Here is a 23,182-nt window from a genome sequence, read left to right as displayed (position 1 = left end):
AAGAATGGCGAACCCGCTCTGCCGACAAGGCAAATCCCGAGGCTTTGACCCAAGGATCATCGAGCGCTCTGGCTGTTTCAGAAGAACCAAAGGTTTGAAACGATGAACATCATTCAGCAGCTTGAGGCCGAACAGGTCGCCAAGATCGAAGCCAAGCGCACGCTTCCCGAATTCTCCCCGGGCGATACCGTCCGCGTCAACGTGCGCGTCACGGAAGGCAACCGTACCCGCGTGCAGGCCTATGAAGGCGTCTGCATCGCCCGCTCCGGCGGCGGCCTCAACGAAAGCTTCACCGTCCGCAAGATCTCCTACGGCGAAGGCGTCGAGCGTGTATTCCCGATCTGCTCGCCGATGGTCGAGAGCGTGGAAGTGGTCCGCCGCGGTAAGGTCCGCCGCGCCAAGCTCTACTACCTGCGCGATCGTCGCGGCAAGTCGGCCCGTATCGTCGAGAACACCAATACCCGCGCCCGCAAGCTGAACGAAGCAGAGCGCGCGGCAGCCGCCGAGGAGCGTGCACGCATCGAGGCCGAGAAGGTCGCAGCCGCCCAGGCCCTCGCCGCGGAAAAGGCAGCAGCCGAAGCCGCAGAAGCAAAGGCAGCAGCGGAAGCTGCCGAAGCAGCCAAGGCTGCGGAAGCTTCTGCCGAATAAGCTTCGGACAATCATTTCGAAAAAGGCGGCCGGCGTGCCGCCTTTTTTGTTTGTGGCGCAGTCGACGCAATGACGCGCCTTGCCATCCGCTTTTGAAATGTGAGAATTTCGGACGACCGATCTTCTAGGAGTTTTTCGATGCTCGCCCGACGCACCGTTCTCGCCGGCTTTGTTGCACTCGCTCTCGCCCCGGCCCTGAGTATTGCCGCCGAATTGCCGGACCTGAAGGGTCGGACCGTCGTCATCGTGACCGAAAACGCCTATCCGCCGCTGCAGTTCGTGGATCCCAAGAACGGCCAGGCGATCGGCTGGGAATATGACGCGATGAATGAAATCGCCAAACGGTTGAATTTCAAGGTCGAATACCAGAACACCAGTTGGGACGCGATGATCCAGGCGGTTTCCGACGGCCAGTACGACATCGGCATGACCGGCATCACGATCAAGGACGACCGCAAGGAGAAGGTCGATTTTTCCGATCCCTACATGCGCTCGCAGCAGCTCATGCTGGTGCGCGGCGACGAGAAGCGGTTTACCGATGCCAAGAGCTTTGCCGCCCTGGATAACGGACTGATTGGCGCGCAACCGGGAACGAGTCCATTCTACACCGCGGTGTATGAGATCCTTGATGGCAATGAGCAAAACCCGCGGATCAAGCTCTTCGAGACTTTCGGCGCGACCGTACAGGCCCTGAAGGCGGGCGACGTCGACCTGGTGCTGACGGACAGCACTGCCGGCGAAGGCTATGTGAAAGCCTCCGGCGGTTCCTTGAAGACCATCGGCGAGCCGCTCGGCACGGAGGATTTCGGCTTCATCTTCAAGAACGGGTCCGACCTCGTCGCGCCGGTCAACGCGGCGATCGCGGCGCTGAAGGCCGACGGCACGCTGGATTCGCTCAACGGGAAATGGTTCCTCGACTACAAGATGGGCGAATAAGGGCATGGCGCCTCTGCGCCGCAAAGCCGCCGGGCCTGAGGATTTCCCCTGGTGGCTGATGGCCTTCGGGCTCCTCTGCCTGGCCCTTGCGGCAATCATCGCCTTTAACGACCTCTATGCGCAGGTCTTCCGCATCGTCGTCAAGGGCATCGGCATCACCATCGGCGTGACGCTGGCGGCCTTCGCGCTGGCGACCGCACTGGGTCTGGCGATCGCGCTGGCCGGACTTTCCGGAAACGTCGTGCTGAGGCAGATCGCTCGCTTCTATGTCGAACTGATCCGCGGCATCCCGATCCTCGTCCTGCTCTTCTATATTGCCTTCGTCGGCGCACCGGGTTTCGTAGCGCTCTACAACTGGGCGCTGGCGCCGCTGATCGCGCGGGGATGGGCGGAGGCGCTTCTCGTGCGTGACGTTTCGCTGCTGTGGCGGGCGGTGATTGCCCTGACGATCGGCTATGCCGCCTTCATTGCCGAGATTTTTCGCGCTGGCTTTCAATCGGTGAATGAAGGGCAGATCGAGGCAGCCAAGGCGCTCGGTCTCACGCGCTTTCAACGCTTCCGCTTGATCGTCTTTCCGCAGGCGATGCGGGTGATCTTCCCTCCTCTTTCCAACGATTTTGTTTCGATGGTGAAGGATTCATCGCTCGTCTCGGTGCTTGGCGTCGCCGACATCACCCAGATGGCCAAGGTTTATGCGGCCGGGTCCTTCCGCTTCTTCGAGACCTATTCCATCGTCACCTATATCTACCTCATCCTGACGATCGGCCTGTCACTGGCCCTCCGGGGTCTGGAGGGCCGGATGCGCAGGCGAGCGGAGCGGTGACGAAACGCAAGAGGCGATGGTGACAGCCCGGCTCAGTAGGCTTCCGGAACGTACATGTCCGCCGGCACCGGATGACGGATATAGTCCGGATGGCGGACGCGTTCGGGAAGCATGACCGTCTCTTTCGGCACCGTCTCGTAAGGAACCTGCGCAAGAAGGTGGGCGATCATGTTGAGCCGTGCCCTCTTCTTGTCGACGGCCTGCACGACCCACCACGGCGCTTCCGGAATGTGGGTGCGCTCCATCATCTCCTCCTTGGCCTTGGTATATTCCTCCCAGTGAACGCGGCTTTCGAGGTCCATCGGGGAGAGCTTCCACTGCTTCAGCGGGTCGTGGATGCGCATCTTGAAGCGGAATTCCTGCTCCTCGTCGGTGATCGAGAACCAGTATTTGAGGAGAATGATGCCGGAGCGGACAAGCATGCGCTCGAATTCCGGCACTGAGCGAAAGAATTCCTCCAGCTCGTCCGCCGTGCAGAAGCCCATGACCCGCTCGACACCGGCGCGGTTATACCAGGAGCGGTCGAACATCACCATTTCGCCGGCCGTCGGCAGGTGCGGCACATAGCGCTGGAAATACCACTGGTTCTGCTCGCGCTCGGTCGGGGCCGGGAGTGCCACGACGCGGCAGACACGCGGATTGAGTCGCTGGGTGACGCGTTTGATCGCCCCGCCCTTGCCGGCGGAATCGCGGCCCTCGAAAATCACCACCATCTTCAGCTTCTTGTACTGGACCCAATCCTGCAGGCGGACAAGCTCATGCTGGAGACGGAAGAGCTCGCGGAAATAGATCCTGCGGTCCAGCGTTTGCTCGGCGGGGCCTGACATGCCCTCGACGACCAGCTCATCAAGCTGATCTTCCTCCATCTGCATTTCCAGCTCTTCATCGAAGCTGTCGGCAATCTCTTCCTTGATGCGGCTGAGCTGTTCGTGAATGGGTTCGGACATTAGGCATCCCTCCGTTTGGAAGGCCAGATCAAGCACGTTTCGGCGAAAACTTTATGACAGCGATGCGACATGTCCTCTGCAACGCAACTCCATTGCCGATTTCACCGGAAACTGATATGGAAGCCGCCATGGGATCGAAATTCGGATGCCTCGCGAACCAGTTCATCGTGCTGCAGGACCACAAACGCCTGCCGGCACGCTTCTTCGCGCGCGTTTCTGGGGCGCTTTGCGACCGACTTAGCTGATCTTTTTCAGCTTGAAGGCAGCCTGCGGCTGCCGGACCCTCATCCCTCGTTCCATTCAGCTTTACGGATAGCAGCCATGAGCGCACCCCGCACCCTTTACGACAAGATCTGGGACGACCACGTCGTCTCCGAAGACGAAAACGGCACCTGTCTTCTCTACATCGACCGTCACCTCGTGCACGAAGTGACGTCGCCGCAAGCTTTCGAAGGCCTGCGCATGGCCGGCCGCAAGGTCCGCGCGCCTGAAAAGACGCTCGCCGTCGTCGACCACAACGTGCCGACCACCGCCGACCGCCACGAAGGCATCAAGAACGAGGAAAGCCGCATCCAGGTGGAGGCGCTCGCCCAGAACGCCAAGGATTTCGGCGTCGAGTATTATTCCGAAAAGGACGTCCGCCAGGGCATCGTCCATATCGTCGGTCCCGAACAGGGCTTCACCCTGCCCGGCATGACGATCGTCTGCGGTGACAGCCATACCTCGACGCATGGTGCTTTCGGCGCGCTGGCGCACGGTATCGGCACGTCCGAAGTCGAGCATGTTCTCGCCACCCAGACGCTGGTGCAGAAGAAGGCGAAGAACATGCTGGTGCGCGTCGATGGCCAGCTTCCGCCGGGCGTCACCGCCAAGGACATCATCCTCGCGATCATCGGCGAGATCGGCACTGCCGGCGGCACCGGCCACGTCATCGAATTCGCCGGCGAAGCGATCCGCTCGCTCTCCATGGAAGGCCGTATGACGGTCTGCAACATGACGATCGAAGGCGGCGCCCGCGCCGGCCTGATCGCGCCGGATGAAACGACCTTCGCCTATATCAAGGACAAGCCCCGCGCCCCGAAGGGCAAGGCCTGGGACATGGCGCTCGACTACTGGAAGACGCTGAAGACGGATGAAGGCGCACATTTCGACAAGGTCGTCGTGCTCGATGCCGCCAACCTGCCGCCAATCGTATCCTGGGGCTCCTCACCCGAAGACGTCGTCTCCGTCCAGGGCGTGGTCCCGAACCCGGACGACATCCAGGACGAGACGAAGCGCGCTTCCAAGTGGCGTGCACTGGAATATATGGGCCTGAAGCCGGGCACGAAGATGACCGACATCGCGGTCGACCGTGTCTTCATCGGTTCCTGCACCAATGGCCGCATCGAGGACCTGCGCGCCGCCGCAAAGGTCGTCGAAGGCAGGAAGGTGGCCTCCACGGTCAATGCCATGATCGTACCGGGCTCGGGCATCGTCAAGGAACAGGCGGAAGCCGAAGGCCTCGACAAGATCTTCAAGGAAGCCGGTTTCGAATGGCGTGAGCCGGGATGCTCCATGTGCCTTGCGATGAACGACGACCGTCTGAAGCCGGGCGAACGCTGCGCCTCCACCTCGAACCGCAATTTCGAGGGCCGCCAGGGCTACAAGGGCCGCACCCATCTCGTCTCGCCGGCCATGGCCGCCGCAGCCGCGATCGCCGGTCACTTCGTCGATATCCGCGGGTGGAAGTAATCATTCGCCGCATGAGATCAGACGCATGCCGCCCGTTCCGCGGGCGGCATTTTTTGTTGATGCTGGCCTGAAAGGCAGACAAGCGTCCGCTTTGCCCTCATAATGGCCACCATGTCCAAGCGACCGCAAAAACAGTCGAATGAAACGGACCGCAGGCTGATCCTCCTGCGGCATGCGAAATCAGCCTGGCCGCAAGGCGTGGCGGACAAGGAACGGCCTCTCGCGACACGCGGCAGCAAAGCCGCTTCGCTGATGGGCGACTATATGGCCCATGAAGGGCTGATCCCGGATCTTGCCCTCATATCCACGGCACGACGCACGCAGGAGACCTGGGCACTGGTTCGCGAAAAGTTGCCCAGGGACGTGGAAGCGCGCAATCTCTTCGAACTCTATGCCGCACCTGCAACGACGATTCTCGATATCCTGGCGCAAGTCGAACCCGGTTGCCGCAGCGTTCTGATCATCGGGCACAATCCCGGCATCGAACAACTTGCGCTCACCCTGATCGGGACGGGCAATGCAGACGCCCGACAGGCGATGGCGGAGAAATACCCGACCGCCGGCCTTGCCGTGATCGATTTCGACGCGGCAGACTGGCAAAGCATGGGCAAGGGGTCAGGTCGCCTGGAGCGCTTTGTCACGCCACGTTCCCTTGAGTGAGCAACGGCGCCCCGGAATCAGCCGATCACTTGCACGGCCGTTCCCTTCCGCATGAACCGGATGAGCCGCTGCATGTCCCGCAGGCTGACGGCAATGCAGCCGGCGGTCGGCTGGTAGCCGGGCTTGATCAGGTGGAAGAAGATCGCCGAACCGCGATGGCGGCGTCGCGCAGTGGTGTTCCAGTCGAGCACGAGACAGATATCGTAAAGCCCGTCGGCGCGTATCATCTCTTCATGGCTCGGCCGGAAGGGCGCCTTGACGAGGCGATTGTAGGAAGGGTGATCCGGCTGGTCGCACCACAGCATGTTCTTCCGAATGCGCCTGATTGGCAAGGCCGTCGGCGACAGTCGCACCCGCTCGCCACGCACGAAACCATAAAGAAGGGGCATCGCGGCAATCGGCGTCGCGCCGTCTCCTTCCCGCTTGAAGGCACTTGTACCGGCGCGCCCGATCGCTGCCGGCATTACGATACCGCCGAAGGAGACGATCGCTCGCCGGCGATCGCGCGGCGCCGTCCTGACGGCGATCACATTCGGCTTGCGGCCCGGACCGCGAAAACGCTGTATTTTTCTCACAAGTTTTTGCTTTGAATATGATTTCGTTTGAATTCATAGCACATGAGAGCGTCGCGCGTCCTTATGGACGCACAACGCTCTACCATATTTGACTCGAGGCATCTTGCCTTCCGAAAATCGATTTCGATTTTCAGGTCGATGCTGTAGGGATTTAGATCGAAGACTCTGATCGCGCTCGGCACGCGGAAATTGCAGCCGCCGACGCGAACAAGACGAAAGGCAGGAAGCATGGCAGCCCGCACGATACTCCTGGTGGATGACGACGACGATCTGCGCGAGACACTGGTCGAGCAACTGTCGTTTTACGATGAGTTCTCGATCCTTCAGGAGCCGAATGCCGCCAAGGCGCTGCAAACGGCCAAGAGCGCCCAGATCGATCTCCTGATCATGGATGTCGGCCTGCCGGACATGGACGGGCGCGAGGCGGTGAAGCTCCTGCGCAAGAATGGCTTCAAGGCGCCGATCATCATGCTGACCGGCCACGATACTGATTCCGATACGATCCTCGGGCTCGAAGCTGGCGCCAACGACTATGTCACCAAGCCCTTCCGCTTCGCAGTTCTGCTGGCGCGTATCCGCGCGCAGCTTCGTCAGTACGAGCAGAGCGAGGACGCAACGTTCACGGTCGGCCCCTATCTCTTCAAGCCGAGCCAGAAACTGCTCACCACCGAGGACGGGAAGAAGATCCGGCTGACCGAAAAGGAAGCAGCGATCATCCGCTATCTCTACCGCGCCGGCCAGAAGGTCGTGACCCGCGACGTGCTGCTCGAGGAAGTCTGGGGCTACAATTCCGGCGTCACCACCCACACGCTGGAAACCCATGTCTACCGCCTGCGTCAGAAGATCGAGCGCGACCCTTCCAGCGCCGAAATCCTGGTTACCGAAAACGGCGGCTACAAGATCGTCCCGTGACAGGCAGGACCTGACCCATGTCTCTCGCCGAAGATATCCGCCTGTTGTCCCAGGTTCCGCTGTTCAAGAACATGAACAGCGACCAGCTTCGCCTTGTCGCATTTGGGGCGGAGCGGCGGCAGGTGGCGCCCGGCCAGGAACTGTTCCGAGAGAAGTCGCCGGCGGAATCAGCATTCATCGTTGCAAAGGGACGCTTTGAACTGCTGATGTCGGACCGCAACGGCGAGATGAAAGTGGAGGCGACGGTCGGTCCCGGCACGCTATTGTCAGAACTCGCGCTCGTCACCATGGTGGAGCGGAAGTTCACGGCCCTGGCGATCACGGAGTCCGAAGCGCTGAAAATCAGCCGGACGCTGTTCCACCGTCTTCTGGAAGAATATCCTGAAGTCGGCAGGGTGATCGAGAGCCGCATCCGCGACAATATCGCCAGCCTCGCCAAGGCGGCAGCAGCGATGGGCCATAGGTTCGCTTAAACCGCGTTTGATTTTGCCCCTCATTCGCCTGCCGGCACCTTTGCCCCGCTCGCGAGGAGGAGGAAGTATGCCGCGCCGTCTCCTTCATTCTCAACGGTGCATGTGGCACGTTCCCTCTCCCCGCAACGGTTAGGGTGAGGGACAAAGGCAATCGCAACCTAAAGTGTCAAAACTTGAATACCGCCGTCACCGGCACGTGGTCGGAAGGCTGGTTCCAGCCGCGCGCTTCCTTCAGCACGTCGATGCGGTCGAGGAACGGTCCGAGGTCGGGCGATGACCAGATGTGGTCGAGCCGGCGGCCCTTGTCGGCCGCCTCCCAGTCCTTGGCACGATAGCTCCACCACGTGTAGATCTTTGTCGGTTCCGGTGTGTGATGGCGCATGAGATCGAGCCAGCCGCCCTGCCGGATGACCTCCTTCATACCCTCGGTTTCGACCGGCGTATGGCTGACGATCTTCAGGAGCTGCTTGTGCGACCAGACGTCGTGTTCCAGCGGCGCGATGTTGAGATCGCCGACGAGAATGGAGGAAATGCCGGGCACCGCATCCGCCTTCAGCGCCTTCATCTCCTCGATGAAGTCGAGCTTGTGGCCGAACTTGGGGTTGATCGACCGATCGGGCTCGTCGCCGCCAGCCGGCACATAGAAATTATGGAGCCGGATTCGCCGCGGACCACGTTCGAAGATCGCCGAAATATGCCGGGCGTCGCCGACGCCGCAATAATCCTGTCGGTGATCTTCAACGAGCGGCACTTTCGAGGCGATGGCGACGCCATGATATCCCTTCTGACCGTGAATAATAATGTGCCGGTAACCCAGATCCTTGAGCGGCTGCAGCGGAAATTCCGCCTCCCGGCATTTGATCTCCTGCAGGCAGAGGATATCCGGCTTGTGGCGGACGAGGAACTGCTCGACGATCGGCATGCGCAGCCGAACGGAATTGATGTTCCAGGTGGCGATGGAAAATGTCATGATTAAACCTCGACGTGTTGCCGAGGTTTAGGAAATTTTTCATGCCGTGAGAAGCGAAAAGGGCCACGCTTTCCATATGGCCCTTCGTTTCGAACAGCGCTCGGCGCTACATCTTCCTGACTTCCGCATAGGGAATGGTGAAGACCTTCTCGTCGAATTTCACGCCGTTCTGGACATTGTAGATCATCACCGACGTGTCCTTGTTCTGGGCGTCGGTGATCGTCCACTGGCGCAGGTCATAGGTCTTCGAATCGAACATCATGGTGATGGTCGAATCGCCGAACACCGTCTTGTTGCCGAGCACGATGGTGGTGAGATCGGACTCTTCCTCGACATCGCGGACCATCTGGTTGCCGAGATCGATGCGGTTGGCAAGCAGCAGGCTGAGCGGCGTCTTGGAGAGCGGGTAGATGTCCCACGTCTTGAGCTTGAGGTTGCCGATCACGACATTCTTGCCATCGGCGATCACCCGGATCGGTGACGGATCCTCGAAATTGAAGCGCAGCTTGCCCGGCCGCTCGATATAGAACTTGCCGCCGGTCTGCTCGCCGCGCGGACCGAACTGGACGAACTCGCCCATCATGGTTTTGACCGACGAGAAATGATCGGCGATCTTCTGCGCCGCAACCGAGCCGGGAGCGCCCTGGGCAAAGCCCAGGCCCGGCGCAAATGTCGCCGCCGCCAATCCCGCAAGCCCGAGAGAAAACTGCCTGCGGCCGATCGCGTTTGAACGGAAATTTGAAAGGATGGTTTTTTCGTTCTTCATTCAGGTCTCCTTCCGTATATTCCTCCGTGCGAAAGGCGGCGGCTTGATGGCCAACTTTCGTTTATCACGAAAGCCTTACCGGTCGAGAATATCGCCTTCGGTCGGCACGAGGATTTCGCGCTTGCCGGCATGGTTGGCCGGCCCGATAAGCCCCTCCTGCTCCATCCGCTCGATGAGCGAAGCCGCCCGGTTGTAGCCGATGCCGAGACGGCGCTGGATATAAGAGGTGGAAGCCTTGCCGTCGCGCAGCACGATCGCCACCGCCTGATCGTACGGATCATCCGAATCGGACAGGTTGGAGGTGCCTGCGGGGCCTCCGCCATCCCCGTCCTCGTCGTCGTCGGCCGTGATCGCGTCAAGATATTGGGGCGCACCCTGCGTTTTCAAGTAGGCGACGATGTCCTCCACTTCCGTATCGGAAACGAAAGGACCATGGACGCGCTGGATACGGCCGCCACCGGCCATGTAGAGCATGTCGCCCATGCCGAGAAGCTGTTCCGCACCCTGTTCGCCGAGAATGGTGCGGCTGTCAATCTTTGACGTCACCTGGAAGGAGATTCGGGTCGGGAAGTTCGCCTTGATCGTACCGGTGATGACGTCAACCGAGGGGCGCTGTGTCGCCATGATGACGTGGATGCCGGCCGCACGCGCCATTTGCGCCAGACGCTGCACGGCCCCTTCGATATCCTTGCCCGCGACCATCATCAGGTCGGCCATCTCGTCGATGATCACGACGATATAGGGCATCGGCTCGAGATCGAATTCCTCCGTCTCGTAGACAGCCTCGCCCGTCTGCCGGTCGAAGCCGGTCTGCACGGTACGGGTCAGGATCTCGCCCTTTTCCATCGCCTGCTCGACGCGGCTGTTGAAACCGTCGATATTGCGCACGCCGATCTTCGACATCTTCTTGTAGCGCTCTTCCATCTCGCGGACGGTCCATTTGAGCGCAACGACCGCCTTCTTCGGGTCGGTGACAACCGGCGAAAGCAGATGCGGAATGCCGTCATAGACGGAAAGTTCGAGCATCTTCGGGTCGATCATGATCAGGCGGCACTTCTCCGGCGTGTAACGGTAGAGAAGCGAAAGGATCATGGTGTTGATGGCGACCGATTTACCCGAACCGGTCGTGCCGGCGACCAGAAGATGCGGCATCTTGGCAAGATCGGCCACGACCGGTTCGCCACCGATCGTCTTGCCGAGCGCCATGGCAAGCTTCGCCTTGCTGCCCTCGAAATCCTTGCTGCCGATCATCTCCCTGAGATAGACCGTCTCGCGGGTGCGGTTCGGCAATTCGATGCCGATCGCATTGCGGCCGGGAACGACCGCGACGCGGGCGGCGATCGCGCTCATCGAACGGGCGATATCGTCCGCCAGACCGATCACGCGCGAGGATTTGATGCCCGGGGCGGGTTCAAGTTCGTAGAGCGTGACGACCGGGCCGGGACGGACGTGGATGATCTCGCCCTTGACGCCGAAATCCTCGAGCACACCTTCCAACAGGCGGGCGTTCTGCTCCAGTGCGTCTGCCGAGAGCGATGCATCGCGGGCAACGGCCTTCGGCTCATTGAGAAGATGAACGGAGGGAAGCTGGAAGCCGTCCGGGGAAATGAACGAGGCTTGAGCTTCACGGGCCACGCGAGCGCTGGGCTTCGGCGGCGCGGCAGCCGGCGCTATACGCGGTTGCACGCGACCGGCCAGAGGTGCGCGGGAGGAGACGAATGGCGCGTCATCGTCGTCGTCCGACAGTATGCCGGCTGGACGCGGCGGCATATCATCCATGTCGAATGGCGGATCGTCATCATAGTCATCGTCGTCATGAGCGGCAATCGGCGGCGACGCCACGATCCGGCGCGAACCGGCGACTCGCTCCGCAGGACCGTCGAGAGAGGGCTCCAGACGACGTCCGCCAGTCACGACAGACGTCTTGGCGCGGACCGGCTCATTCAGAGTGCCGAACTCATCCTCGTTGAAATCGTAGGGCTGATCGAAACCCGAGCGGGCCCGGGGCTTGATGCCGGCAAGGCGACGGAGCCGCGCCTGGGCTATATACCAGTAATGGGTGAGCGCGCCGAATGCCAGGAAACCGGCAAAGCCGCCCTCTTCATCGTCCTCATCATCCACTTCCTCGCGCTTGGAACGGGTCTTTGCGGCTGCCACCGGCTGATCGTCGTCTTCGGCGTTTTCATCGAAAGCTGCGCCTACCAGGCCGGCCGCAAAGAGCATCAGCCAGACGCAGGGAATCGTGAAGATGCAGCCGAGCACGATTGCGACCATGCCGGTCGGATAGGCACCGACGAAAAGCGCGGGAAACCGCAAGATCATGTCGCCGATGACGCCGCCGATGCCATTCGGGATCGGCCAGGTGGGCGGGGCGGGAAAACATCCGAGCGTGGCCGATGCGAGCAATGTGCCGCCCCCCCACGCTGCAAGCCGGGCCGGAATGCGATGATAGGTGCGGCCGGATATCAACGCTAGCGCGAAGGCAAGCACCGGCAAAAGCGACACAAGGCTGGCAAGTCCCAGGAACTGCATCATCAGGTCGGCAAAGGCAGCGCCGGGAAAGCCGAGGATATTGGTGGGGGCGTTATCGGTCGCGTAGGAAAAGCTCGGATCTGCGACATTCCAGGTGGCCAAAGCCGCAACCGCGAGCGCCAGCGCAATGAAGATGCCGAAACCGGCGAGCGCAAGCGCCTGCCTCCAGACGAAGGCGGTGAGTACCAGGCGGGTTGACCGGTTTGCCATAGCCGCCGAACTGCTTCTGCCCATCGTGTCTGTCCGCTATCCTTGGAACGCAACCCTTCGCGCGAATCGGCAGACGCCGGCCAATTCACACAGTTCCGTCGAAGATTAGCGCAGCGATAGTTAATGCGGCTTTAACCACGATGAACGGCGGAAGACCTGAAAATACGAATAAAAAGGCCCGGACCGAAGTCCGGGCGAATGCAGCTTCGGGGGGAAGCTGCGACGGGACCAAGAGCGGCGGCGATAACCGCCACCGCCAGTTCCGGATCAGGAGTGGTAGGCGGCTTCGCCGTGGGTGGCGAGGTCGAGGCCTTCGCGCTCGGCTTCCACGGTGACGCGCAGGCCGACGATGACATCCGTGATCTTGTAAAGGATGACCGAACCGACACCGCACCAGGCGATGGTGATGATGACGGCATAGAGCTGCGTCATGAACTGGCCGCCCATGGTGACGCCATCGGCGTAACCAATGCCGCCCAGCGACGACGAAGCGAAGATGCCGGTGGCGAGCGCGCCAAAGAAACCGCCCACGCCATGGATGCCGAACACGTCTGCCGTGTCGTCATAGCCGAACTTGTTCTTGATGACCGAAACGAAGAAATAGCAAAGCGGCGATACGATCAGACCCATGATGATCGCTCCCATCGGACCGGCAATGCCGGCTGCCGGGGTAATGGCAACCAGACCGGCGATCATGCCGGAGACAGCACCCAGCAGGGAAGCCTTGCCGCGGGTGAAGGTTTCAACGATGCACCAGGAGATGACGGCCGCAGCTGTGGCAACGAAGGTGTTTACGGTTGCCAGCATCGCGCCACCGGAAGCTTCGAGGTTGGAACCGGCGTTGAAGCCGAACCAGCCGACCCACAGCATTGCAGCGCCTACAAGCGTAAGCGTCATGGAGTGCGGTGCCATCATATCCTTGCCGTAACCGGTACGCTTGCCGATCATGATCGCGCCGATCAAACCGGCAAGACCGGCGTTGATGTGAACGACCGTGCCGCCGGCGAAGTCAAGCGCACCCCAGCCGAACAGAAGGCCGTTCGCATCCCATACCATATGGGCGATCGGGAAATAAACGAAGGTGACCCAGAGCAGGCAGAACAGAATGGAGGCGGAGAACTTGATGCGTTCTGCAAAAGCACCGACGATCAGGGCAGGCGTCAGCGCTGCGAAGGTCATCTGGAACATCACGAAAATGAACTCCGGAATGACGACGCCGTCGGAGAAGGTCGCAGCCGTGGAGTCCATGGTCACGCCGGAAAGGAACATCTTGGCCGTGCCGCCCCAGAAGGGAGAGGTCCCGCCCCCGAAGGCGAAGGAATAGCCATAGATGACCCAGGCCAGCATGATGGCCGAACCGGCGACTGTGCATTGCATGAGCACGGACAACATGTTCTTGGCACGCACCAGGCCGCCGTAGAAGAGCGCAATGCCCGGCATCAGCATGAACAACACGAGAAGGGTGGAAATGAACATGAAGGCGGTGTCGCCCTTGTCCGGAACCGGAGCGGCCGCGGCAGCCTCGGCAGCCGCCGGCGCAGCTTCCTGTGCAAAGGCAACCACCGGCGCAAGCAAAGCGCCAACGGCCGCACCCATGCGCCCGATCATAGAAATCTTGTTAAATTGCATAGCTTGAGAACTCCCCTGTCAGCCCGTGCTTCAAAGCGCTTCTGTGTTGGTTTCGCCGGTACGGATGCGCACGGCCTGCTCGATCGAATAAACGAAGATCTTGCCATCACCGATCTGGCCGGTCTTGGCGGCCGAGGCGATCGCTTCCACGGCCTTGTCGACGAGGTCGGAGGGGACAGCGATTTCGATCTTCAGTTTCGGCAGAAAACTTACGGCATATTCGGTGCCGCGATAGATTTCGGTATGTCCCTTCTGGCGTCCGTAACCTTTGACTTCGGTGACGGTCAGGCCCTGGATACCGACAGCCGTGAGGGCTTCGCGCACCTCATCCAGCTTGAACGGCTTGATTATGGCCATCACGATTTTCATCTGGCTTCCCATCCTTTGTTTGTCCTCGGCATGCAGGCCGACTCTCCTCATCGCCGGCAGATCATGACAGCGACTGGAAGGATACATTCAAAGGGCGTGCCAGATTCGAAGACAGCTATAACTTATTGAAAAGTAAAGATTTCTGGAAACAGTTCCAAGAAACGGGCATTTGGATGGCGCAAAGGCGGCCAAAACTTGTGCAAATTTCAAAATTTGCACAATTATTATTCATTTGCCTTTTTCCGAATCAATCCTTCCTGCGCAACGGAAGCGATCAGCGCGCCGGAACGCGTGTAGAGGCTGCCGCGGGTCATGCCGCGGGCACCAGACGCACTCGGACTATCCTGCGTATAGAGCAGCCAGTCCTCGAATGTGACAGGCCGATGAAACCACATGGCATGGTCAAGGCTCGCGGCCTGAAGCGCCGGATCGAAGATCGACGTGCCATGCGGATAGAGGGAGGCATCGAGCAGCGTCATATCGGAGAGGTAGGCAAGCACGGCAGCCTGATAGTGGCGGTCGGCCGGCACCTCGCCGACCGTTCGCACCCAGATGTCCTGACGTGGTTCGAGCTTGTCCCTGGTCAGATAGTGAAGAAGCGAGGTCGGCCGCACTTCGATCGGTCGCTCCCGGCTCCAATACCGCCGAACTGCTTCCGGAGCGTGCTCGAGGAAAAGCGCCTTGAACTCTTTCTCCCCCATCAGATCCTCCGGCTGAGTGACGGAAGGCATGTCGATCTGGTGCTCGTACCCTCCCTCCTCGATCTGAAAGGAAGCCGACATGGAGAAGATCGCCTTGCCGTGCTGTATGGCCACCACCCGCCTCGTCGTAAAGCTTGATCCATCCCGAATGCGCTCCACCTGATAGAGGATCGGCACGGAAGGATCGCCCGGGCGCATGAAATAGGCATGCAGCGAGTGAACGAAACGATCGACTTGCACGGTGCGCTGGGCGCCCATCAATGCCTGGGCGATGACCTGGCCGCCAAAGACTCTTTGCCAGCCGACGTCCGGGCTGAGGCCGCGATAGAGATTCTCCTCGAGCTTCTCGACGTCCAGCGTCGCGATCAACTGCTCCATGGGGGACGAAGATTCGGCCTGACGCGACATTATGACGAACTCCGGCGATAGGAAGCAGCTAACCGATGGTCTATATGGATGGCATGATATTCTCAAGTCTCACGGGAGCTTAAGCCGATGCTGGATATGCTGGTTGCAGGCGGTGGTTATGTGGGCCTCGCGGTCGCGGTCGCGGTCAAGCAGGCGGCTCCGCATCTGAAGGTCGAAGTGGTCGAGGCCGCGCCGGCGGGCGCCTGGGAGAAAGACGAGCGCGCTTCCGCCATCATCGCCGCGGCGACACGCATGCTCGAAGTATTCGGCGTCTGGGACGAAATCGCACCCGACGCCCAGCCGATCAACAGCATGATCGTGACCGACAGCCGCACGTCCGACCCCGTGAGACCGGTCTTCCTGACATTTGAGGGAGAAGCCGAGGAAGGCCGGCCCTTCGCTCACATGATCCCGAATGTCACGATCGTCAGGGCGCTGCGCGGAGTGGCGGAACGGCTCGGCATATCCATCCGGCATGGCTTTTCCGTCACCGGCTTTGTGACGGAAAGCACCCGTTGCACCGTTTCCCTTTCGGATGGCTCCGTCATTGAAACCCGCCTGCTCGTCGCCTGCGACGGCGTGCGCTCCAAACTCCGGGACATGGCCGGCATCAGGACCGTTACCTGGGACTACGGCCAATCCGGTATCGTTGCGACGGTTGCCCATGAGCGGCCGCACGAGGGCGTGGCGGAAGAGCATTTCCTGCCCTCCGGCCCCTTCGCCATCCTGCCCCTCACCGACAACCGCTCGTCTCTCGTCTGGACCGAGCGGACGCCGGAAGCGGAGCGCCTGGTCGCCTCCGACGACCTGGTGTTCGAGGAGGAACTGCAGCGGCGCTTCGGCCACAAGCTCGGCGAATTGCGGCTGGTCGGCGGACGGCGCGCCTTCCCGCTCGGCCTGACGCTGGCACGTGCTTTTGTCGCACCGCGCTTCGCTCTTGCCGGCGATGCCGCGCATGGGATCCACCCGATCTCCGGCCAGGGCCTCAATCTCGGCTTCAAGGATGTCGCAGCACTTGCCGAGACGGTCGTGGAAGCCGACCGGCTCGGCCTCGATGTCGGAGCGCTGAATGTGCTGGAGCGCTACCAGTCCTGGCGGCGCTTCGACACGTTCCGCATGGGGGTCACGACCGACGTCCTGAACCGCCTGTTCTCGAACGATATCACCCCGATCCGCATTGCCCGCGACTTCGGTCTCGGCATCGTCGACCGCCTGCCAAGGCTCAAGGGCTACTTTGTCGATCAGGCAGCGGGTAAAACCGGCGAGGGCGGACCGAAATTGCTGGCCGGGCAGGCAATCTGAGGCGCCGGCCAGCGCATTCCTCCTTATCCGGTTCCCAGCCCCTCTCCCGCCTGCGGGGGGAGGGTTAGGGGCATTTAAGGGATAAGGACAGGCCTCAGTCCTCGATCCGGCGAGCCTCGGAAACCAGCATGATCGGGATGCCATCGCGGATCGGATAGGCCAACTGCGCCGCCTGCGAGATCAGTTCGTTGGTCTCACGGTTGAAGGATAGCCGCCCCTTGGTCAGCGGACAGACGAGCAGGTCGAGGAGCTTGGGATCAACCTTGCTGAGCTTCTCGTCCATGACAGCCTTACTGGAGTATCGTGTCGGTATCGCTCAACTCCCGCGCCAGGAAGATTTCCGTGATGGCGATCAGGGTTTCGGCGCGGGTTTTGAGGTCGGGGGCTTCGAGCAGGGCTTGCTTCTCGGCCGGACCGAAAGGCGACATCATGGAAAGCGAATTGACGAGCGTGCGGTTGCCGGCGCGCTCGACGCTTTCCCAGTCCGCTTCGAGCTTGTTGGCATCGAGATAGGCCCGGAAGACGCGCAGAAGTTCGCCGCGATCGACGGTGCTCTCATCATCTTCTGCCGAAAGATCGGTCATGAATGGCGCGATCTTGAAGGTGCGATAGGGATGACCCTCCCCCACTTCCTCAAGCAGCCGGAAACGGCACACACCGCTGATCGAGGTGATATAGCGGCCATCACCTGTCTCTGCAAAGGACGTGATGCGACCGATGCAACCGACGCTCGACAGTGCGGGCCGAGGGCTTTCCGCAGGATCGCCGGTCTCCAGAAGTGACGGCTGGACGATGCCGATCAACCGGTCGGATGCAAGCGCCGCATCGAACATTGCAAGATAGCGCGGCTCGAAGATGTTGAGAGGCAGCTGGCCGCCAGGCAAAAGCAGAGCACCCGTCAACGGAAAAACGGGAACCGTTCCCGGCAGATCCTCTCGCTTCACATATCGCGCATTTCCCACATGCATGGGACCGACACCTCCCAGACGACGGGTCAAAATCCGTCGCCGCTCAAGTTAATGTGGGGCACCAGCAGAAGAACGCAAGACCGTTCCCTGGCCGAATCGATCCCCGCTTACGAAAAGAGGATCGAGGACAGGCGGCGGCGGGCGGAAATCGTGGCCGGATCCTTCGGCCCCCAGACTTCGAAGAACTCCAGAAGCTGGCGGCGCGCACCGTCATCATCGAAGCTGCGATCCTTGCGCATGATCATCAGCAGGTGCTCGGCAGCCTCCTCGCGCTTGCCTTGAACATTCAGGATCTTCGAAAGCATCAAACGTGCCTCGTGATCGTCCGGGTTCAGCGCGAGCCTATGCTCCAGCGAGGCCGGATCGCCGAGCTTGCGAGCCTCCTCGATCTGTTCGAGCTTCCTGGCAACCGCCTGGATTGCCGGGTCCTTGGAAAGGGTCTCCGGAAGCGATGCGAGCATCTGACTTGCGCGGGCCATATCGCCCATGGCGATCAGGCACTGCATCATGCCTGCCGCGGCCTTTGCATTTTCCGGATCGGCCTGGAGTACCGCTCCATAGAGCTGGGCTGCCCCTTGGACATCACCGCCGGCAAGCATCGTCTCGGCTTCGGCAAGCGCCGCGTCAATCTCGGCCGCCTGATCGGCGCCGGCGGGCCCCGCAATCCGGTCGATGAACTGGCGTACCTGGCTTTCCGGAACTGCCCCCATGAACCCATCGACGGGACGGCCGTCGACAAAAGCAATGACGGCCGGAATCGACTGGATGCCGAGCTGGCCAGGGATCGACGGATGATCGTCGATGTTCATCTTGACGAGCTTGACCCGACCCTTGCCTTCATTGACCACCTTTTCGAGAATGGGCGTGAGCTGCTTGCAGGGGCCGCACCAGGGCGCCCAAAAATCCACAAGGACCGGCTGACCGCGCGATTCCTCGATGACATCCTTGGCGAAGCCGGCCGTCGTCGTATCTTTGATAGGGGAACCGCCAGCTGAGGTCGCGGCAGGTTCCGCGCCGTACTTCGCCGAAGCGGTCATCTGCCCGCCATAGCCGCTGGCGCCGAAGGAACCGCCATAGGGGTTGTCTGTACCGCTCATGAATGCTCTCCAGGGAACGCTTTATGGTTCTATCTTGGCCACAAAGATCGTATGTCAGTCTGTCACTTTCAAGACAAGCGGCGTGTGGCCGGTTGCCCCCAGAAAGCGGATGAGATCGTCGCGGCCGATCGATGTCGTGGCGTCGTTCGATAGCGGATGACCATTGATGATGCCGTGCCTCATAAGGTCTTCATCCAGCACGAAGGTAACATGTCGCCCGGTATCGTTGAAGGCGCCGAATATCGTCACCGACCCCGGAATGACGCCGAGATATTCCATCAGCTTTTCCGGCCTGCCGAAAGAGACGCGGCCTGCGGCGCCGATCACCTTGTGAACCGTCTTCAGATCGACCGTGGCGTTCTCTTCCACCGTCAGGACAAAATACCGGTCCTTCTTGTCTTTTATGAAGAGGTTCTTGGTATGGCCCCCGGGAATCTCGTCACGCAGGCTTTCCGATTCCGCCACGGTAAAGACCGGCGGGTGGGTCTTGGTGGAATGGGAGATGTTGAGGCTGTCGAGGAAACGGAACAGGTCCTCGGCGGTTTTCGGAGCGGTGTCGGTCATTCTTGAGGGGTGGGCTCTGTTGGTGGGCAGGCGAACTATAACCCCAATGTTGCCGCCGGCCAAGCAAGTGCACACGATTTCGTGAGACGCTTGATCTTGCCAAGCTGTTCGACCAACCTAATCTAACCGGAGGGTCATCCGATTGGAGCGGCCTCCACAAACATCATAAAAATAAGAAGCCTCAATTTTTCATTTGATTCCGGCGCATCGTTTTCCGCGTCCCGAATATCGGCTTTCGGCCGATAATAGCCGCTTTCATCCATCCCCCGGCGCAGCTTGCCGGCTTCTCACAAGAAAGGTCCGCTCATGGTCACCTTCACGCTCAACGGACAGGAACGAACGTTCGACGGCGACCCCGACACGCCCCTCCTCTGGGTCATTCGTGATTTCGAAAAACTCACCGGAACGAAGTATGGCTGCGGAATAGCCCAATGCGGCGCATGCACCGTGCATCTCGACGGCATGCCGCACCGCTCGTGCATCTTGCCGATCTCGGTGGTCGAAGGCTCCGAGGTCATCACGATCGAGGGCGTTTCCGGAAAAGAAGCCGAAGCCATCAAGACCGCCTGGGCTGGCCTGGACGTGCCCCAATGCGGTTACTGTCAATCCGGGCAGATCATGTCGGCGGTCGCCCTGCTCCAGATGGTGCCGAAGCCGACGGATGCGGATATCGACGGGGCGATGACCGGCAATATCTGTCGATGCGCCACCTATCATCGCATCCGGGCGGCGATCCACAACGCCGCCAATTCGATGGAGGGCTGAGCCATGACACTGCATGATATCGCTGCAACCCGCCGCGGCTTTCTGGCCGGCTCGGGCCTTCTCATCGGCGTGGCGATCGCACCCAAGTTTCTTGCCGCAGCGCCGACCGGCGTACAAGCGGGCGGAGATTCAGCACTGACCCCGATGAACGCCTTCGTGAAGATCGGCACCGACGACACGGTGACGGTGCTGTCGAAGCATATCGAATTCGGCCAGGGCCCGTTCACCGGCCTCGCAACACTGGTTGCCGAGGAGCTCGACGCCGACTGGGGCCAGATGCGCGCCGTTCACTCGCCGACGGACAACAAGATCTATGCAAACCTGCTCTTCGGCCTGCAGGGCACCGGCGGTTCGAGTTCGATCGCCAATGCCTATGAGCAGATGCGGAAAGCCGGCGCGACCGCGCGTGCCATGCTGGTTGCCGCCGCGGCCGACGACTGGAAGGTCCCCGCTTCCGAGATCACTGTCGAAAAGGGCCGCATCAGACATGCCGCATCCAACAGGGAGAGCGGTTTCGGGGCATTCGCCGAAAAGGCGGCCCTACAAACTCCCCCTGCGGAGCCGAAGCTCAAGGACCCGAAGGATTTCGTGCTGATCGGCACCGATCTGCCGAAGCTTGACACGCTTGGCAAGACGAATGGTTCGGCGATCTTCACGCTCGATATCACCCCGGACAACCTTCTGATCGCAGTGGTCGCCCACCCGGAGCATTTCGGTGCGACGGTAAAGAGCTTCGACGATACCGAAGCCCGCAAGGTGCAGGGCGTCGTCGACGTGAAGCAGGTGCCTCAAGGCGTCGCTGTCTATGCGGAAAACACCTTCGCCGCGCTCAAGGGCCGCGATGCGCTGAGCGTCGAATGGGATCTCTCCAAGGCCGAGACCCGCTCCTCGGAGGAACTGTCCGCCGACTATGTCAAACTCTTCCGCGAGAAGGGGCTTGAAGCAGCCGGCAAAGGCAATGTTGAGGAAGCCTTCAACGCATCAGGTCTGCAGACGGTGGAAGCCGAGATCGTCTTCCCCTTCCTGGCGCACGCACCGATGGAACCGCTGGACGCCGTCTTCATCAAGGCGGATGACGGCTCGGTGGATATCTACAACGGTGCGCAGTTCCCGGGCATGGACCAGGCGACGACCGCCCAAATTCTCGGACTCGACGAATCGAAAGTGCGGGTCAACACCCAGCTCGCCGGCGGCAGTTTCGGCCGCAGGGCGCAGTTTGGCTCGCCCTATATGCAGGAAGCGGCGTCGGTTTACGCCGCCAGCGACCGCAGCCGTCCCTTGAAGCATATGTGGACCCGCGAGGACGACATTCGCGGCGGCTTCTATCGCCCGATGTATGCTCACAGGATGCGCGGCGCGATCAATGCTGATGGCGAGATCATGGCCTGGGAACAGGTGATCGTCGGTCAGTCGATCATGGGCAAGGCCGATCTCGATCAGACATCGGTCGAAGGTGCTTCGAACCTGCCCTATGCGATCCCCAACCTGAAGGTAACCTCACACAACGTTCCACTCGCCGTGCCGCCGCTCTGGTGGCGTTCGGTCGGCCACACGCATACGGGCTTCGCGGTCGAGACTTTCGTGGACGAACTCTTCGAGAAGATCGGCAGGGACCCTGTCGAGGGGCGGCTTGCCCTCCTGAAAGAGGAGCCACGCCATGCAGGTGTGCTCCGGAAGGCCGCCGAGATGGCGAACTGGGGCGGACACGTGCCGGAAGGCCGCGCTCGCGGCGTTGCGGTGGTCGAGAGCTTCAGCACCTATGTTGGTCAGGTCGTCGAAGTCTCGGTCGGGACCGATGGCGCTCCGCATGTCCACAAGGTCTGGTGTGCGGTCGATTGCGGAATGGCCGTCAACCCGAACGTCATCAAGGCACAGATGGAGGGTGGTATCGGCTACGGCCTCGGGGCAGTCCTCTTCGATGCGGTGACACTCGGCAAGGGCGGCAAGATTATCCAGTCGAACTTCCACGACTACCGGTCCATCCGGATCAACGAGATGCCGGATGTGGAGGTGGAGATCATCAAGTCGACCGAAAAGCCGACCGGCGTCGGCGAACCGGGCGTGCCGCCCGTCGGCCCGGCGGTTGCCAATGCCTGGCGGCGCCTCACGGGCGCACCTGTCAGGAAGCTCCCGATCGTCAACATTGTTTCGGCTTGAGGATCAACGCCCGATGAATTGGAAACTTGCATTCACCGGCGTTGCCGCCGCCTGTCTTTTCGTGGGTGCCGGCATGGCGCTGTCACCCGTCTCGGTGGCGCAGGACGCCCAGGCCGATGCCAGGACGCTGAAGCCAGCCGCCTCCTTCCAGTCGATCGCCAGCGAGCAGGAACGCTCGGTGGCGCTCTTCCAGGAAGCGGGCAAGGTCATCCAGCACCCGCGCTGCGTAAACTGTCATCCTGCCACCGACCGGCCGCTGCAGGGCGCGTCGATGCGCCCGCATCAGCCGCCGGTCTTCCGCGGCGATGGCGGTATGGGTCTGCCCGGCATGCAGTGCACGACCTGCCACGGCGCCGAGAATATTCCGGTCGTGGGCCAGGCAGACACGATCAAGAGCATCCCGGGCAATCCTGCCTGGCACCTTGCGCCGATCGAAATGGCCTGGGAAGGCAAGACGCTTGGCCAGATCTGTCAGCAGATCAAGGATCCGGCACGCAATGGCGAGATGACCATGGACGAACTGGTCGAGCACATGGCGCATGACGAACTCGTCGGCTGGGGCTGGGCACCCGGCGCCGGCCGCGAACCGGTGCCGGGCACGCAGGCTGAATTCGGCGAACTCATCGATGCCTGGGTGAAAACCGGCGCGGCCTGTCCCACCTCCTGAGGCACAAAGCGGCCGCCGGTTCACGTGCGGAACCGGCGGTTTGTCAGGAGTTTGGGCGGATCGCGATTTTTCTTGCCGCCAATCGTCATTTCCCTGTTGCATTTGAAAAAAGTCTGGGCCATATAGCGCCCGTCGTCGGCAACAGCCGCGACCCACGGTCCAAGCGATCTACCCCGGACCGGTGGCTTGATGAGCGGGTGTAGCTCAGGGGTAGAGCACAACCTTGCCAAGGTTGGGGTCGTGGGTTCGAATCCCATCGCCCGCTCCAGTTTTTCTCTTGTCCATACCGGAGACATAGGTAACAGATCGTCCCTAAGACATGGGTGACAATCTCGTGCCGAACGGATTGTCGATGGTTTGCAAAGTTCGCTG

22 protein-coding genes, 1 tRNA gene and 1 pseudogene are annotated in these 23,182 nt (G+C 61.1%); 12 read left to right on the top strand and 12 right to left on the bottom strand.

Annotated features, from left to right (window positions below):
* Positions 1 to 102 precede the first annotated feature (102 nt).
* From rplS to J2046_RS16170, 3 genes are all read left to right on the top strand, one after another.
* A complete protein-coding gene (gene rplS / locus J2046_RS16180) occupies positions 103 to 648 on the top strand; it encodes a 50S ribosomal protein L19 (RefSeq protein WP_037156656.1) in 546 nt (181 codons plus the stop codon).
* Between the two features lie 138 nt (positions 649 to 786).
* Positions 787 to 1,584: a transporter substrate-binding domain-containing protein gene (locus J2046_RS16175; RefSeq protein ID WP_210053480.1), complete on the top strand. Its 798-nt coding sequence runs from the start codon at positions 787 to 789 to the stop codon at positions 1,582 to 1,584.
* A gap of 4 nt (positions 1,585 to 1,588) precedes the next feature.
* A complete protein-coding gene (locus J2046_RS16170; protein ID WP_210053478.1) occupies positions 1,589 to 2,407 on the top strand; it encodes an amino acid ABC transporter permease in 819 nt (272 codons plus the stop codon).
* A 32-nt stretch (positions 2,408 to 2,439) separates the two neighbouring features.
* Here J2046_RS16170 and ppk2 read toward each other — a convergent pair whose 3' ends face one another.
* Entirely contained in the window at positions 2,440 to 3,354 is a 915-nt protein-coding gene (ppk2, locus tag J2046_RS16165) for a polyphosphate kinase 2 (protein ID WP_210053475.1), read from the bottom strand.
* A 321-nt stretch (positions 3,355 to 3,675) separates the two neighbouring features.
* Between ppk2 and leuC the strand changes: the two genes are divergently transcribed.
* Both leuC and J2046_RS16155 read left to right on the top strand, forming a co-directional pair.
* Positions 3,676 to 5,085: a 3-isopropylmalate dehydratase large subunit gene (gene leuC, locus J2046_RS16160; RefSeq protein ID WP_210053472.1), complete on the top strand. Its 1,410-nt coding sequence runs from the start codon at positions 3,676 to 3,678 to the stop codon at positions 5,083 to 5,085.
* Between the two features lie 111 nt (positions 5,086 to 5,196).
* A complete protein-coding gene (locus J2046_RS16155; RefSeq protein WP_210053470.1) occupies positions 5,197 to 5,745 on the top strand; it encodes a SixA phosphatase family protein in 549 nt (182 codons plus the stop codon).
* A gap of 17 nt (positions 5,746 to 5,762) precedes the next feature.
* On the opposite strand, the gene J2046_RS16150 is transcribed toward J2046_RS16155, so the two are convergent.
* Positions 5,763 to 6,311, bottom strand: coding sequence for a L,D-transpeptidase family protein (locus J2046_RS16150; RefSeq protein WP_325169765.1), 549 nt, complete (start codon positions 6,309 to 6,311; stop codon positions 5,763 to 5,765).
* Between the two features lie 237 nt (positions 6,312 to 6,548).
* On the opposite strand from J2046_RS16150, the gene J2046_RS16145 reads away from it, so the two are divergent.
* Together J2046_RS16145 and J2046_RS16140 are read left to right on the top strand one after the other, a co-directional pair.
* Positions 6,549 to 7,232 carry a response regulator transcription factor gene (locus J2046_RS16145; RefSeq protein WP_037156642.1) on the top strand — a complete coding sequence of 228 codons (684 nt, stop codon included), beginning with the start codon at positions 6,549 to 6,551 and terminating at the stop codon, positions 7,230 to 7,232.
* Positions 7,233 to 7,249: 17 nt separating this feature from the next.
* Positions 7,250 to 7,705: a cyclic nucleotide-binding domain-containing protein gene (locus J2046_RS16140; RefSeq protein ID WP_210053468.1), complete on the top strand. Its 456-nt coding sequence runs from the start codon at positions 7,250 to 7,252 to the stop codon at positions 7,703 to 7,705.
* Positions 7,706 to 7,871: 166 nt separating this feature from the next.
* Here the strand turns inward: J2046_RS16140 and J2046_RS16135 are convergent, their stop codons facing one another.
* The 6 genes from J2046_RS16135 to tesB all read right to left on the bottom strand — a co-directional run bounded on the left by J2046_RS16135 (position 7,872) and on the right by tesB (position 15,290).
* Complete coding sequence (locus tag J2046_RS16135; RefSeq protein ID WP_210053466.1) at positions 7,872 to 8,675, bottom strand: exodeoxyribonuclease III; 804 nt, start codon at positions 8,673 to 8,675, stop codon at positions 7,872 to 7,874.
* Between the two features lie 106 nt (positions 8,676 to 8,781).
* On the bottom strand, positions 8,782 to 9,441 hold the full coding sequence (locus J2046_RS16130; protein WP_210053464.1) for an outer membrane lipoprotein carrier protein LolA: 660 nt from the start codon (positions 9,439 to 9,441) through the stop codon (positions 8,782 to 8,784).
* Between the two features lie 75 nt (positions 9,442 to 9,516).
* Complete coding sequence (locus J2046_RS16125; RefSeq protein WP_210053462.1) at positions 9,517 to 12,207, bottom strand: FtsK/SpoIIIE family DNA translocase; 2,691 nt, start codon at positions 12,205 to 12,207, stop codon at positions 9,517 to 9,519.
* A 243-nt stretch (positions 12,208 to 12,450) separates the two neighbouring features.
* The gene (locus J2046_RS16120) at positions 12,451 to 13,812 is read right to left on the bottom strand and encodes an ammonium transporter (protein ID WP_210053460.1); all 1,362 of its coding nucleotides are present in this window, start codon (positions 13,810 to 13,812) and stop codon (positions 12,451 to 12,453) included.
* A 30-nt stretch (positions 13,813 to 13,842) separates the two neighbouring features.
* Positions 13,843 to 14,193, bottom strand: coding sequence for a P-II family nitrogen regulator (locus J2046_RS16115; protein WP_037156631.1), 351 nt, complete (start codon positions 14,191 to 14,193; stop codon positions 13,843 to 13,845).
* Between the two features lie 212 nt (positions 14,194 to 14,405).
* Entirely contained in the window at positions 14,406 to 15,290 is an 885-nt protein-coding gene (tesB, locus tag J2046_RS16110; protein ID WP_210053458.1) for an acyl-CoA thioesterase II, read from the bottom strand.
* Between the two features lie 84 nt (positions 15,291 to 15,374).
* On the opposite strand from tesB, the pseudogene J2046_RS16105 reads away from it, so the two are divergent.
* Positions 15,375 to 16,592 (top strand): annotated as a pseudogene (locus J2046_RS16105) (ubiquinone biosynthesis hydroxylase); the annotation flags it as partial.
* A 94-nt stretch (positions 16,593 to 16,686) separates the two neighbouring features.
* Here the strand turns inward: J2046_RS16105 and J2046_RS16100 are convergent.
* From J2046_RS16100 to J2046_RS16085, 4 genes are all read right to left on the bottom strand, one after another.
* Positions 16,687 to 16,875, bottom strand: coding sequence for a Trm112 family protein (locus J2046_RS16100; RefSeq protein WP_037156625.1), 189 nt, complete (start codon positions 16,873 to 16,875; stop codon positions 16,687 to 16,689).
* Positions 16,876 to 16,882: 7 nt separating this feature from the next.
* A complete protein-coding gene (locus J2046_RS16095) occupies positions 16,883 to 17,560 on the bottom strand; it encodes an LON peptidase substrate-binding domain-containing protein (RefSeq protein WP_210053454.1) in 678 nt (225 codons plus the stop codon).
* Positions 17,561 to 17,667: 107 nt separating this feature from the next.
* The gene (gene trxA / locus J2046_RS16090) at positions 17,668 to 18,657 is read right to left on the bottom strand and encodes a thioredoxin (RefSeq protein WP_210053451.1); all 990 of its coding nucleotides are present in this window, start codon (positions 18,655 to 18,657) and stop codon (positions 17,668 to 17,670) included.
* Positions 18,658 to 18,711: 54 nt separating this feature from the next.
* Positions 18,712 to 19,221 carry a prolyl-tRNA synthetase associated domain-containing protein gene (locus J2046_RS16085; RefSeq protein WP_210053449.1) on the bottom strand — a complete coding sequence of 170 codons (510 nt, stop codon included), beginning with the start codon at positions 19,219 to 19,221 and terminating at the stop codon, positions 18,712 to 18,714.
* A 306-nt stretch (positions 19,222 to 19,527) separates the two neighbouring features.
* Here J2046_RS16085 and J2046_RS16080 point away from each other — a divergent pair, with 306 nt between their 5' ends.
* From J2046_RS16080 to J2046_RS16065, 4 genes are all read left to right on the top strand, one after another.
* Positions 19,528 to 19,986 (top strand): (2Fe-2S)-binding protein, encoded by a 459-nt coding sequence (locus J2046_RS16080; protein WP_037157263.1) that lies wholly within the window; start codon positions 19,528 to 19,530, stop codon positions 19,984 to 19,986.
* 3 nt (positions 19,987 to 19,989) lie between these two features.
* A complete protein-coding gene (locus tag J2046_RS16075; RefSeq protein ID WP_210053447.1) occupies positions 19,990 to 22,143 on the top strand; it encodes a xanthine dehydrogenase family protein molybdopterin-binding subunit in 2,154 nt (717 codons plus the stop codon).
* Between the two features lie 13 nt (positions 22,144 to 22,156).
* Positions 22,157 to 22,810 carry an Isoquinoline 1-oxidoreductase subunit gene (locus tag J2046_RS16070; protein WP_210053445.1) on the top strand — a complete coding sequence of 218 codons (654 nt, stop codon included), beginning with the start codon at positions 22,157 to 22,159 and terminating at the stop codon, positions 22,808 to 22,810.
* Between the two features lie 193 nt (positions 22,811 to 23,003).
* Positions 23,004 to 23,078 (top strand) — tRNA-Gly (locus J2046_RS16065).
* Positions 23,079 to 23,182 lie beyond the last annotated feature (104 nt).

It is taken from the genome of Neorhizobium petrolearium (assembly GCF_017873175.1).
Classification (GTDB): Bacteria; Pseudomonadota; Alphaproteobacteria; order Rhizobiales; family Rhizobiaceae; genus Neorhizobium; species Neorhizobium petrolearium.
This window is presented reverse-complemented; position numbering and strand designations above follow the sequence as displayed.

What these genes read in the sequence shown, in the direction of transcription:
- J2046_RS16170 (WP_210053478.1), top strand. Translation starts at nt 1,589, where the DNA reads ATGGCGCCTCTGCGCCGCAAAGCCGCCGGGCCTGAGGATTTCCCCTGG.
- J2046_RS16120 (WP_210053460.1), bottom strand. Translation starts at nt 13,812, where the DNA reads ATGCAATTTAACAAGATTTCTATGATCGGGCGCATGGGTGCGGCCGTT.
- J2046_RS16115 (WP_037156631.1), bottom strand. Translation starts at nt 14,193, where the DNA reads ATGGGAAGCCAGATGAAAATCGTGATGGCCATAATCAAGCCGTTCAAG.
- J2046_RS16095 (WP_210053454.1), bottom strand. Translation starts at nt 17,560, where the DNA reads ATGCATGTGGGAAATGCGCGATATGTGAAGCGAGAGGATCTGCCGGGA.
- J2046_RS16080 (WP_037157263.1), top strand. Translation starts at nt 19,528, where the DNA reads ATGGTCACCTTCACGCTCAACGGACAGGAACGAACGTTCGACGGCGAC.
- trxA (WP_210053451.1), bottom strand. Translation starts at nt 18,657, where the DNA reads ATGAGCGGTACAGACAACCCCTATGGCGGTTCCTTCGGCGCCAGCGGC.
- J2046_RS16135 (WP_210053466.1), bottom strand. Translation starts at nt 8,675, where the DNA reads ATGACATTTTCCATCGCCACCTGGAACATCAATTCCGTTCGGCTGCGC.
- J2046_RS16130 (WP_210053464.1), bottom strand. Translation starts at nt 9,441, where the DNA reads ATGAAGAACGAAAAAACCATCCTTTCAAATTTCCGTTCAAACGCGATC.
- J2046_RS16155 (WP_210053470.1), top strand. Translation starts at nt 5,197, where the DNA reads ATGTCCAAGCGACCGCAAAAACAGTCGAATGAAACGGACCGCAGGCTG.
- tesB (WP_210053458.1), bottom strand. Translation starts at nt 15,290, where the DNA reads ATGTCGCGTCAGGCCGAATCTTCGTCCCCCATGGAGCAGTTGATCGCG.
- J2046_RS16100 (WP_037156625.1), bottom strand. Translation starts at nt 16,875, where the DNA reads ATGGACGAGAAGCTCAGCAAGGTTGATCCCAAGCTCCTCGACCTGCTC.
- J2046_RS16085 (WP_210053449.1), bottom strand. Translation starts at nt 19,221, where the DNA reads ATGACCGACACCGCTCCGAAAACCGCCGAGGACCTGTTCCGTTTCCTC.
- J2046_RS16175 (WP_210053480.1), top strand. Translation starts at nt 787, where the DNA reads ATGCTCGCCCGACGCACCGTTCTCGCCGGCTTTGTTGCACTCGCTCTC.
- J2046_RS16075 (WP_210053447.1), top strand. Translation starts at nt 19,990, where the DNA reads ATGACACTGCATGATATCGCTGCAACCCGCCGCGGCTTTCTGGCCGGC.
- J2046_RS16125 (WP_210053462.1), bottom strand. Translation starts at nt 12,207, where the DNA reads ATGGGCAGAAGCAGTTCGGCGGCTATGGCAAACCGGTCAACCCGCCTG.
- J2046_RS16070 (WP_210053445.1), top strand. Translation starts at nt 22,157, where the DNA reads ATGAATTGGAAACTTGCATTCACCGGCGTTGCCGCCGCCTGTCTTTTC.
- J2046_RS16145 (WP_037156642.1), top strand. Translation starts at nt 6,549, where the DNA reads ATGGCAGCCCGCACGATACTCCTGGTGGATGACGACGACGATCTGCGC.
- J2046_RS16140 (WP_210053468.1), top strand. Translation starts at nt 7,250, where the DNA reads ATGTCTCTCGCCGAAGATATCCGCCTGTTGTCCCAGGTTCCGCTGTTC.
- ppk2 (WP_210053475.1), bottom strand. Translation starts at nt 3,354, where the DNA reads ATGTCCGAACCCATTCACGAACAGCTCAGCCGCATCAAGGAAGAGATT.
- leuC (WP_210053472.1), top strand. Translation starts at nt 3,676, where the DNA reads ATGAGCGCACCCCGCACCCTTTACGACAAGATCTGGGACGACCACGTC.
- rplS (WP_037156656.1), top strand. Translation starts at nt 103, where the DNA reads ATGAACATCATTCAGCAGCTTGAGGCCGAACAGGTCGCCAAGATCGAA.